The sequence below is a fragment of the Bradyrhizobium sp. CCGUVB4N genome (assembly GCF_024199945.1).
In the GTDB taxonomy this organism is placed as follows: Bacteria; Pseudomonadota; Alphaproteobacteria; order Rhizobiales; family Xanthobacteraceae; genus Bradyrhizobium.
In genome coordinates this window covers 8,922,857-8,934,254 of the sequence record NZ_JANADP010000001.1, presented here as the reverse complement: position 1 = coordinate 8,934,254, position 11,398 = coordinate 8,922,857, and the positions used below count along the sequence as shown (strand labels likewise).

Genomic DNA, 11,398 nt, shown 5'->3' with positions numbered 1-11,398 from the left:
TTTTGTTCACATTGGCGAATTCCACTCCGCCTCAAAACGCGCTAGTGGAAGGGCGGGGGGCATGCGCGAGGCCGGAGCAGGCGGCAAAGGTTCGTTGAGTGCTCGTTCGTTGAGTGCCTGTGCGTCGTCCGCCTGTTCGCCGGCCACCCTGGCCGTTGCAGCGTTGTTCGAGGTCTAGATGCTGGAAGCCATACGCAGAGCGATGACGTTTCTGCGCCAGAAGCAAATCCTGCATAAGCTTGGAGTTGTGATCAGCGTCGCGGTCATCGGCATCGCTTGCTATGTGCTCTACCACATGTTGCGCGGCATCGACATGAACGAGGTGGTCGAGGCCATCAAGAGCACCGAGCCGCGCCAGATTGCGATGGCGGCGCTGTTCGTCGCCGCGGGCTATTTCACACTGACATTCTACGATCTGTTCGCCGTACGCGCGATCGGCCATTCCCACGTGCCCTATCGCATCAACGCGCTCGCGGCCTTCACCAGCTATTCGATCGGCCACAATGTCGGCGCCAGCGTCTTTACGGGCGGTGCGGTGCGCTACCGGATCTATTCGGCCTATGGGCTGAACGCGATCGACGTCGCAAAAATCTGCTTCCTCGCCGGCCTCACCTTCTGGCTCGGCAATGCCGCCGTGCTCGGCCTCGGCATCTCCTATCATCCGGAGGCGGCCGCCTCGATCGACCAGTTGCCGGCCTGGCTGAACCGGACGGCTGCGATGATGATCCTCGTCGCGCTGGTCGGATATGTGGTCTGGGTCTGGACCCAGCCGCGGGTGGTCGGACGCGGCCCCTGGACCGTGGTGCTGCCGGGCGGTCCGCTGACGCTGCTGCAGATCGCGATCGGCATCATCGATCTCGGCTTCTGCGCGCTCGCGATGTATGTGCTGGTCCCCGACGAGCCCAATCTCGGCTTCGTCGTGGTCGCGGTCATCTTCGTCTCGGCGACGCTGCTCGGCTTCGCCAGCCATTCGCCCGGCGGGCTCGGGGTGTTCGACGCCGCCATGCTGGTCGGCCTCTGGCAAATGGACCGCGAGGAACTGCTCGGCGGCATGCTGCTGTTCCGGGTCCTCTATTATCTGTCGCCCTTCGTCATCTCTGTAATCTTGCTGACGTTTCGCGAGGTTATCATCGGTACCCGATCGAAGCGGCTGCAACAGGCGGCGCTCAAGCTCGATCCAGGCCCGCCGCCTGAAGCCGCTTATGTGAGAAAGCGCAGCGACAGCGGCGCCTGACCGGCGCAAAACGCAACAAGGAGAAGCCCGCCCCGATGGCGATCGACGCTCCCTCGTCTCCCACGGTGCAGCCCTGGTCCGACCGGCTGCGGCACTCGACCATCATCCTGATCGCCGCCGCGCTGGCGCTGTCGGTAGTGGTCTCGCTCGGCGAATTGTCGGTGGTGCGGGCGGTGACGGTGTTCCTCTGCATCGCAGCGGCGGCGCTGATCCCTTGGCGGCTGCATGATACCGCTGCCTCCCGCGAGGACACCCGCCGCGTCAATCCGGTCGAGAGCGCGGCGGTGGCCGCGGTCGTCGCCGGCATGCCGGATCCGGCCGTGTTGCTCGACCGCGCCGGCCGCGTCATCCATCTCAATGCCGCTGCCGCCCAGCTCGCGCCGGCGCTGCGCAAGAACGAGCTCGCCCAGTTCGCGCTGCGCTCGCCGGAGATCATCACGGCGCTGCGCGAGTCCATCGCGACCACCGAGCCGCGGCGCGCGACTTATCTCGACCATGTGCCGGTCGATCGCTGGATGGAGCTGATCATCACCCCGGTGCCGGTGCCGACCACGTTCGGCGGCGCCGACAAATGCATGCTGATGACCTTCCACGACCAGACGCCGCTGCGCCGGGTCGAGGAAATGCGCGCTGACTTCGTCGCCAACGCCAGCCATGAATTGCGCACGCCGCTGGCCGCGCTCTCCGGCTTCATCGACACGCTGCAGGGCCAGGCCAAGGACGATCCCAAGGCGCGCGAGCGCTTCCTCGGCATCATGCACAACCAGGCCACCCGCATGGCGCGCCTGATCGACGATCTGCTGTCGCTGTCGCGGGTGGAGCTGTCGGCCCATGTGCGGCCGGACACGCTGGTCGACCTGCTGCCGATCATCTTCCAGGTCGCCGACGGGCTCGAGCCGCTGGCCCGGGAACGCCAGGTCGAGGTCGAGACCCATCTGCCGGAAGCGCCGGTCATGATCGCGGGCGACCGCGAGGAGCTGCTGCGCCTGTTCGAAAATCTGATCGAGAACGCGCTCAAATACGGTGCCTCCGGCGGTCGCGTCATCGTGTCGCTGACCGCGACCCCGGCGACTGACGGACCTCAGGAAATCCGGGTCATGGTGCGGGATTTCGGACCCGGCATCGCACCCGAGCACCTGCCGCGCCTGACCGAACGGTTCTACCGGGTGGACGTCGGCGACAGCCGCTCCCAGGGTGGAACCGGTCTGGGATTATCGCTGGTGAAACATATTCTTAACCGTCACCGCGGCCGTCTTTTGATCGAAAGTGTCCCTAAACAGGGGGCCACTTTCACAGCCTGTTTTCCCCAGGCCAAGACTTTAGTCTAGAGACGAAAATCAAGCGATTTCAATCGCTTGAAGGTGTCATCCGACTGTCACGAAACCTTCGTAAAAGCACAGCCGACCGCTCCTAAAGGGGCGGCGCGGGGAGCGCGATCGGGCGCTGATGGCGCTTCGCTCCCCTGTATGGAGACCAGCATGAATTTCATCAAAACGATCGTCGCTGCCGGCTTGGTCGCCGCAACGACGACGGCGGCCTTTGCTGCCGACATCACGGGTGCAGGCGCGACCTTCCCATTCCCGATCTATTCGAAGTGGGCTGACGCCTACAAGAAGGAGACCGGCAACGGCCTGAACTATCAGTCGATCGGCTCCGGCGGCGGCATCAAGCAGATCCAGGCCAAGACCGTGACCTTCGGCGCCAGCGACGCGCCGCTCAAGGCCGAACAGCTCGAGAAGGACGGCCTTGCCCAGTGGCCGATGGTGATGGGCGCCATCGTTCCCGTCGTCAACCTCGAAGGCGTCAAGGCCGGCGAGCTGGTGTTCGACGGCGAGACCCTCGCCAACATCTATCTCGGCAAGATCACCAAGTGGGACGACGCCGCGATCAAGAAGCTCAATCCGAACGTGAAGCTGCCGTCGGACGCGATCACCGTGGTCCGTCGTTCGGACGGTTCGGGCACCACCTTCAACTTCACCAACTACCTCTCCAAGGCCAGCGCCGACTGGAAGAGCAAGGTCGGTGAGGGCACCGCCGTCGAGTGGCCGGTTGGCGTCGGCGCCAAGGGCAACGAAGGCGTGTCGGGCAACATCAGCCAGACCAAGAACTCGATCGGTTACGTCGAGTACGCCTATGCCAAGCAGAACAAGCTGACCTACACCGGCCTCGTCAACAAGGCCGGCAAGCCGGTGCAGCCGACCGTCGAAGCCTTCCAGGCGGCCGCTTCCAACGCCGACTGGGCCAAGGCTCCCGGCTACTACGTCATCCTGACCGACCAGCCCGGCGACAAGTCCTGGCCGATCACGGCGGCGACCTTCATCCTCATGCACAAGGACGCCACCGACAAGGCGGCCTCGCAGGAAGCCATCAAGTTCTTCCGCTGGGCCTTCAAGAACGGCGGCAAGGCGGCTGAAGAGCTCGACTACATCCCGATGCCGGACAGCGTCGTCCAGCTGATCGAGAAGACCTGGGCTGCCGAGATCAAGAGCTAAGCGCTCTCCTCTCGTGTCCCGGATGCGCGGCAGCGTGAAACGCTGCTGCGCTGAGCCGGGACCCACAAGAACGAGGCCCCGGATCAACGTCGCAACGCTTCGCAGCTAGCGCCGCATCCGGGGCACGAGACCAATAAAAAGCGTATATTCTTGGCATAGGGGATCGGCGTGGCAGAAATGGCCGTTCAGAGCGATATCGTCGACGACGCCGGACCATATGATCGCGCCAAGGCGTTGAGCGCGTTCAAGCTCGGCGATGTCACCTTCTACTGGATCACGCGGCTCAGTGCGATCTCGGTGCTTCTCATCCTCGGCGGCATCATCCTGTCGCTGATCGTCGGTGCCTTCCCGGCGATGAAGGAATACGGCTTCGCGTTCCTGTGGACGCAGCGCTGGGCGCCGTCGGCCGATCCGCCCGTGCTCGGCGCGCTCGGACCGATGTACGGCACGCTCGTCACCTCGTTCATCGCGATGCTGATCGCCATTCCGGTCGGTCTCGGCATCGCGATCTTCCTCACCGAGCTCTGCCCGCAATGGCTGCGCCGCCCGATCGGCATGGCGATTGAATTGCTCGCCGGCATTCCCTCGATCATCTACGGCATGTGGGGCTTCTTCGTGCTGGGGCCGTTCCTCGCCAACACCTTCCAGCCTTTCATGATCAAGATCTTCGATGGCGTCCCCGTGCTGGGCGCGATCTTCGCCGGCCCCCCGTCCTATCTCAGCCTGTTCAATGCCGCGCTGATCCTCGCGATCATGGTGCTGCCCTTCATCACCTCGATCTCGGTCGACGTGTTCAAGACGGTGCCGCCGGTGCTGAAGGAAGCCGCCTACGGCGTCGGCTGCACCACCTGGGAAGTCGTGCGCAGCGTGGTGATCCCCTACACCCGCGTCGGCATCATCGGTGGCGTCATGCTGGCGCTGGGCCGCGCGCTCGGCGAGACCATGGCGGTGACCTTCATCATCGGTAACTCGTTCCGCATCTCGTCATCGATCTTCGCGCCGGGCACCACGATCTCGGCGGCGATCGCCTCCGAATTCGCCGAGAGCGACGGCCTGCACCAGTCCGGCCTGATCCTGCTCGGCCTGCTGCTGTTCGTGCTGACGTTCTTCGTGCTCGCCGGCGCTCGGCTGATGCTGATGCGGCTGGAAAAGAAGGCGGGGAAGTAACATGAACCCGATTTATTCACGCCGCCGCCGCAAGGACATCGTGATCCGCGGGCTCTGCTTCGGTGCCGCCGCCTTCGGCGTCACCTGGCTCGCGCTGATCCTGGTCACGCTGCTCTATAACGGCCTCGCCGGGTTGAACCTCGAACTGTTCGTCGCGGACACGCCGCCTCCGGGCTCGACTGAAGGCGGTCTGCGCAACGCCATCGTCGGCTCCCTGATCATGACCGTGATCGGCGTCGGCATCGGCGCGCCGCTCGGCCTGTTCGCCGGCACCTATCTCGCCGAGTACGGCCGCAACGACAAGCTGACCTCGGTGATCCGCTTCATCAACGACATCCTGCTCTCGGCGCCCTCGATCATCATCGGCCTGTTCATTTACGGCGCGGTGGTGGTGCCGATGCGCGGCTTCTCGGCAATCGCAGGCTCGCTCGCGCTCGCCGTGATCGTGATCCCGGTCGTGCTGCGCACGACCGAGGACATGCTGCTGCTGGTGCCGAACGCGCTGCGCGAGGCTGCCTCTGCGCTCGGCCTGCCGCGCTCGCTGGTGATCAAGCGCATCGCCTATCGTGCAGCGCGCTCGGGCCTCATCACAGGCGTGATGCTGGCCACCGCCCGCGTCGCCGGCGAGACTGCGCCGCTGCTGTTTACCGCACTGTCGAACCAGTTCTTCAGCCTGGGCCTGAACAAGACGATGGCCAACCTGCCGGTCACCATCAACAACTTCGTGCAGAGCCCGTATGCCTACTGGAAGCAGTTGGCCTGGAGCGGCGCCCTGCTGATCACGTTGACCGTGCTTGCCCTGAACATTGGCGCGCGCATCCTGAGCGCCGAGAGGACCGCAAAATGAGCGAAATGTCTGTTTCCGTCAGTACGCCCGCCGTTCATCCCGGCTCGCAGCCTCTGCCTGAAGCCCCGGCCAAGGTAACGGTGCGCAACCTCAACTTCTATTACGGCGAGCATCACGCGCTGAAGAACATCAATCTGGCGCTCGGCACCAACCGCGTCACGGCGTTCATCGGACCGTCGGGCTGCGGCAAGTCGACCCTGCTGCGCATCTTCAACCGGATGTACGACCTCTATCCGGGCCAGCGCGTCTCCGGTCAGCTGATGCTCGACCAGACCAACATCCTCGATCCCAAGCTCGACCTCAATCTGCTGCGCGCCCGCGTCGGCATGGTGTTCCAGAAGCCGACGCCGTTCCCGATGACGATCTACGAGAACATCGCCTTCGGCATCCGTCTCTACGAGAAGATCTCGAAGTCGGAGATGGACGATCGCGTCGAGAAGGCCCTGCGCGGCGGCGCGCTGTGGAACGAGGTCAAGGACAAGCTGAACGCCTCCGGCCTGTCGCTCTCCGGCGGCCAGCAGCAGCGCCTCTGCATTGCCCGCACCGTCGCGGTGCGGCCCGAGGTGATCCTGTTCGACGAGCCCTGCTCGGCGCTCGATCCGATCTCGACCGCGAAGGTCGAGGAGCTGATCCAGGAGCTGTCCGAGAATTACACGATCGCGATCGTGACCCACAACATGCAGCAGGCGGCCCGCGTCTCCGACAAGACCGCCTTCATGTATCTCGGCGAGTTGATCGAGTTCGACGACACCAGCAAGATCTTCACGTCGCCGTCCGATCGGCGCACGCAGGATTACATTACCGGCCGGTTCGGCTGAGGAGACAGGACATGGGTTCTGAACATACCGCAAAGGCCTTCGACACCGACCTCCAGGAGCTCACGCGCCTGGTCGCCGAGATGGGCGGCATCGCCGAGCGCATGATCGTCGATTCCGTCGACGCGCTGATCCGCCGTGATATCGCGCTCGGCCAGCGCGTCGTCACCATCGACGCCGAGCTCGACGCGCTGCAGAAGAAGATCGAGGAACGCGCCGTGCTCACGATCGCGCGGCGCCAGCCGATGGCGGTGGATCTGCGCGAAATCGTCGGCGCCATGCGCGTCGCGACCGATCTCGAACGCATCGGCGATCTCGCCAAGAACATGGGCAAGCGCGTTGCGGCGCTGGAGACGGATTTCCATCCGCTCAAGCTGTTCCGCGGCCTCGAGCACATGACCGACCTCGTGCAGCAGCAGGTCAAGTCGGTGCTGGACGCCTATGCCGCGCACGATCTGCCGGCGGCGATGGCGGTGTGGAAGGGCGACGAGGAAGTCGACGCCATCTGCACCTCGCTGTTCCGCGAGCTCCTCACCTATATGATGGAGGATCCGCGTAACATCTCGTTCTGCATCCATCTGATGTTCTGCGCCAAGAACATCGAGCGGATCGGCGACCACGCCACCAACATTGCCGAGACCGTGTTCTACATGATCGAAGGCCAGGCCATCACCGACAAGCGACCGAAGGGCGACATGACGACCTTCGCCACCACGGTCCCCAATACTTGAATCCTTAAGGAGCGACGACCCAATGGGCGCACGCATAATGGTGGTTGAAGACGAGGAAGCTCTCACCGAGCTCCTCCGCTACAACCTCGAGGGCGACGGCTATGACGTCGAGACGGTGATGCGCGGCGACGACGCCGACACCCGCCTCAAGGAGCACATCCCCGATCTGATCGTGCTCGACTGGATGCTGCCGGGGCTTTCCGGCATCGAGCTGTGCCGCCGGCTGCGGACGCGGTCCGACACCAAGCAGCTGCCGATCATCATGCTCACCGCGCGCGGCGAGGAGAGCGAGCGGGTGCGGGGCCTTGCGACCGGCGCCGACGACTACATCGTCAAGCCGTTCTCGGTGCCCGAGCTGCTGGCCCGCGTGAAGGGTCTGCTGCGGCGCGCAAGTCCCGAGCGGCTCGCAACCGTGCTCGCTTTCGGTGACATCGAGCTCGATCGCGAAAAGCGCCGCGTGGCGCGCTCGGGCCGGCCGATTGATCTCGGCCCCACCGAATATCGCCTGCTGGAGTTTTTCCTGGAGCACCCCGGTCGCGTGTTCTCGCGCGAGCAGCTGCTCGACAGCGTCTGGGGCCGCGATATCTATATCGACGAGCGCACCGTCGACGTGCATATCGGTCGCCTGCGCAAGCTGCTCAATCTTGGTCGCGAGCAGGATCCGATCCGCACGGTGCGCGGTGCGGGCTATGCGCTCGATGACCGGTTTGCGAAGGCCGAGCAGGCCTAAGGCTCTTGCAAGCAGACAAAATAAAAAGCGCGCTGGATGGCGCGCTTTTTTATTTCCCCGGTCGTCCCGGCCTTGTGCCGGGACGAGGTTAACTGGATGCGCTTACCGCGTGCCCGGCTTCGCCGGCGCGCGCCGCCGATCCGCTGCCGGCTGATACGCCACCCGCGAGTGCTGGGCGCAGTAGGGCAGGCCGGAGAGCGCCTTGCCGCCGCAGAAGAAGAAATCCGGGCTCGAGGGATCGCCGACCGGCCAGTGGCAGGTCGCCTCGTTCAATTCGAGCAGCGACAGCCGCTGGCTCATCGGCACCACGTTGTCGTAGGTGACCGGTTCAGCCTCGACTTCGACCTCGAAGGCCTGCGCCAGCGCGGTATTGCCACGCGCGATGGGCCTGCTCACCCGCATCATGTGCTGCGCCGGACGCGCCTTGCGCGGCCGCGGAGCTGCCGAGGACGGGCTCTTGGCGCGGCCCGACAGGCCGAGCCTGTGCACCTTGCCGATCACGGCGTTGCGGGTGACATTCCCAAGCTCAGCGGCGATCTGGCTGGCCGAAAGTCCGGCCTCCCAGAGCTTTTTCAACTGCTCGACGCGATCGTCGGACCAGGTCAAAACCGTCATTGTAACCTTTCCTTCGCCGCGCGCCTGCCATCCTGGGGCGGCACGACGAATGCCTAAGCTTCGAAAAACCCGTGCCGCCAGAATCCCTTAAGGTTCGCCGGGCGCAATGAGCCGCCCGAACGTTTACGCCGGTACATGAGGACTTTTGGGATCAGAACCGCTGCACGAGATGTCGTATCTGACAAGGCAAACGCTACAATATGGCGTGACTCACGCGCAAGAGTCCGACGACTCGCTTCCACATGTTCCGTGGCCAAAAACCCGCAAATCCGGCACCGCAAGACTACGGAATCAGCGTTTCGCGGGGCTTTCCGGGCGGCATTGACACCATTGGTGCCAGGCATAAGATGGCGATGCGTGCCGCCCTTAAAAGGCGGCACGTTTCGTTTTCCGGACCAATGATGCGCTGCGCAACGCACGCTCAGGCCGTCCGAAACATCCAAAGAGACCATCATGACCAACAGCGCAGCACCGCATTTGCTCCCCGTTTTCGCCAGGGCCGACATCGGTTTTGAGCGCGGTGAAGGCGTCTGGTTGATCGCAACCAATGGCGATCGCTATCTCGATTTCACCTCGGGCGTTGCAGTGAATGCGCTCGGCCATGCCCATCCCGTGCTGGTCAAGGCGCTGCAGGAGCAGGCGACAAAACTCTGGCACATGTCGAACCTGTTCCAGAGCCCGGATGGTGAGAAGCTCGCCGCGCGTCTCTGCAACGAGAGTTTTGCCGACTTCGTGTTCTTCTGTAATTCCGGCGCCGAAGCGCTGGAGGGCGTGATCAAGCTGGTCCGCCATCATCACTTCTCCAAGGGGCATCCGGAGCGCTACCGCATCATCACCTTCGAAGGCGCCTTCCACGGTCGGACGCTGGCGACGCTGGCCGCGACCGGCTCGGCAAAATATCTCGAAGGTTTTGGCCCGCCGATGGACGGTTTCGACCAGATCCCGCATGGCGACATCGAGGCCGTGAAGAAGGCGATCGGTCCGCAGACCGCCGGTATCCTGATCGAGCCGATCCAGGGCGAGGGCGGCGTGCGTTCGGCGCCTCCCGGCTTCCTCAAGGCGCTGCGCCAGCTCTGCGACGAGAAGGGCCTGCTGCTCGCCTTCGATGAAGTGCAGACCGGCATGGGCCGCACCGGCGATCTCTTCGCCCATCGGCGCACCGGCGTCACGCCTGACGTGATGTCGCTGGCGAAGGCGCTCGGCGGCGGCTTCCCGATCGGCGCGGTGCTGGCGACCGCGGAAGCGGCCTCCGGCATGGGGCCCGGCTCGCACGGCTCGACCTTCGGCGGCAATCCGCTGGCGATCTCGGCTGCGAACGCGGTGCTCGACGTCATGCTCAAGCCCGGCTTCTTCGACCATGTGCAGAAGATGTCGCTGCTGCTGAAGCAGAAGCTTGCTTCCGTGATCGACCGTCATCCCGATGTCGTCAGCGAAGTTCGCGGCGAGGGGCTCCTGATCGGCATCAAGGCCGTGGTGCCCTCCGGCGATCTGGTCGCAGCGCTTCGCAACGAAAAACTGCTCACCGTCGGGGCCGGCGACAATGTCGTGCGCTTCCTGCCGCCCTTGATCGTCACCGAAGCCGAGATCGAGGACAGCGTCGGGCGGCTCGAACGCGCCTGCACTGCGCTGACCGGCAACAAGCGGGCGGCAAGCTGATGAGCAAGACGCCGAAGCACTTCCTGGACATCAACGAGCTGCCGCTGTCGGAGCTCAAGAGCATGCTCGCGGCCTCCTCCGCCATGAAGGCGAAGCAGAAGGCACATCAGCCGGTCAGGCCGCTCGAGGGCAAGACGCTGGCGATGATCTTCGAACGCCCGTCGACCCGCACGCGGGTGTCGTTCGACGTCGCCATGCGCCAGCTCGGCGGCGAGCCGATCATGCTCACGGGTGCCGAGATGCAGCTCGGCCGCGGCGAGACCATTGCCGACACCGCGCGCGTGCTGTCGCGCTATGTCGACGCCATCATGATCCGCATCCTCAATCACGAGGCGCTGCTGGAGCTCGCTGCGAATGCGACCGTGCCCGTGATCAACGGCCTGACGCGGCGCTCGCACCCGTGCCAGGTGATGGCCGATCTCATGACCTACGAGGAGCATCGCGGCCCGATCGAAGGTCGCACCGTGGCCTGGACCGGCGACGACAACAACGTGCTGGCGTCCTGGGCTCATGCCGCCGAACGTTTCAAGTTCAACCTCAATGTCGCGACCCCGCCGGAGCTCGCTCCGAAGAAGGTGATGCGCGACTTCATCAAGGCCACCAACGCGCCGATCGTGCTCGGCACCGATCCCGAGGCCGCGGTGAAGGGCGCCGATTGCGTCGTCACCGACACCTGGGTGTCGATGGGCGACAAGGAAGGTGAGCACCGTCACAACGTGCTCAAGCCCTACCAGGTCAATTCGAAGCTGATGTCGCTGGCCAAGCCCGACGCGCTGTTCATGCACTGTCTGCCCGCCCATCGCGGCGAGGAGGTCACCGACGAGGTGATCGACGGCCCGCAATCGGTCGTGTTCGACGAGGCCGAAAACCGCCTGCATGCGCAGAAGGGCATTTTGGCCTGGTGCTTTGACGCGGTGAAGTAGAGATACGTGCGAGCGTGTGGCCGCGCTGGCGGCTCCATCCTCCGCTGTCGTCCCGGACAAGCGTAAGCGCAGATCCGGGACCCATAACCACAGGCCGTGGTTTTGCGAGGACTCGGAGTTGTCATCTCGCACGATGACGTCATCCTGTGGTTATGGATCCCGGGTTCGCGCTTCGCGCGCTCCGGGAC

Annotated in this window: 11 protein-coding genes; 10 read left to right on the top strand and 1 reads right to left on the bottom strand. The window is 64.4% G+C overall.

Annotated elements, in window-relative coordinates:
• Positions 1–178 precede the first annotated feature (178 nt).
• The 8 genes from NLM31_RS41680 to phoB all read left to right on the top strand — a co-directional run bounded on the left by NLM31_RS41680 (position 179) and on the right by phoB (position 8,016).
• Positions 179–1,234 (top strand): lysylphosphatidylglycerol synthase domain-containing protein, encoded by a 1,056-nt coding sequence (locus NLM31_RS41680; protein WP_254195961.1) that lies wholly within the window; start codon positions 179–181, stop codon positions 1,232–1,234.
• A 35-nt stretch (positions 1,235–1,269) separates the two neighbouring features.
• Complete coding sequence (locus NLM31_RS41675) at positions 1,270–2,562, top strand: ATP-binding protein (RefSeq protein WP_254134946.1); 1,293 nt, start codon at positions 1,270–1,272, stop codon at positions 2,560–2,562.
• A 150-nt stretch (positions 2,563–2,712) separates the two neighbouring features.
• Positions 2,713–3,726, top strand: a complete 1,014-nt coding sequence (pstS, locus tag NLM31_RS41670) for a phosphate ABC transporter substrate-binding protein PstS (protein ID WP_234682148.1) — start codon at positions 2,713–2,715, stop codon at positions 3,724–3,726.
• Positions 3,727–3,903: 177 nt separating this feature from the next.
• Positions 3,904–4,893, top strand: a complete 990-nt coding sequence (gene pstC / locus NLM31_RS41665) for a phosphate ABC transporter permease subunit PstC (protein ID WP_254135560.1) — start codon at positions 3,904–3,906, stop codon at positions 4,891–4,893.
• Position 4,894: 1 nt separating this feature from the next.
• Positions 4,895–5,740: a phosphate ABC transporter permease PstA gene (pstA, locus tag NLM31_RS41660; protein WP_254195960.1), complete on the top strand. Its 846-nt coding sequence runs from the start codon at positions 4,895–4,897 to the stop codon at positions 5,738–5,740.
• A complete protein-coding gene (gene pstB, locus NLM31_RS41655; RefSeq protein ID WP_254134944.1) occupies positions 5,737–6,558 on the top strand; it encodes a phosphate ABC transporter ATP-binding protein PstB in 822 nt (273 codons plus the stop codon). Before pstA ends, pstB begins: the two co-directional genes overlap by 4 nt.
• Before the next feature lie 11 nt (positions 6,559–6,569).
• Positions 6,570–7,286, top strand: a complete 717-nt coding sequence (gene phoU, locus NLM31_RS41650; protein ID WP_200296825.1) for a phosphate signaling complex protein PhoU — start codon at positions 6,570–6,572, stop codon at positions 7,284–7,286.
• 22 nt (positions 7,287–7,308) lie between these two features.
• A complete protein-coding gene (gene phoB / locus NLM31_RS41645; protein ID WP_254134943.1) occupies positions 7,309–8,016 on the top strand; it encodes a phosphate regulon transcriptional regulator PhoB in 708 nt (235 codons plus the stop codon).
• A gap of 102 nt (positions 8,017–8,118) precedes the next feature.
• On the opposite strand, the gene NLM31_RS41640 is transcribed toward phoB, so the two are convergent.
• A complete protein-coding gene (locus NLM31_RS41640; RefSeq protein WP_018644522.1) occupies positions 8,119–8,631 on the bottom strand; it encodes a GcrA family cell cycle regulator in 513 nt (170 codons plus the stop codon).
• A gap of 453 nt (positions 8,632–9,084) precedes the next feature.
• Here NLM31_RS41640 and NLM31_RS41635 point away from each other — a divergent pair, with 453 nt between their 5' ends.
• Together NLM31_RS41635 and argF are read left to right on the top strand one after the other, a co-directional pair.
• On the top strand, positions 9,085–10,287 hold the full coding sequence (locus tag NLM31_RS41635) for an aspartate aminotransferase family protein (protein WP_254195959.1): 1,203 nt from the start codon (positions 9,085–9,087) through the stop codon (positions 10,285–10,287).
• A complete protein-coding gene (gene argF / locus NLM31_RS41630; RefSeq protein ID WP_254134941.1) occupies positions 10,287–11,210 on the top strand; it encodes an ornithine carbamoyltransferase in 924 nt (307 codons plus the stop codon). Before NLM31_RS41635 ends, argF begins: the two co-directional genes overlap by 1 nt.
• Positions 11,211–11,398 lie beyond the last annotated feature (188 nt).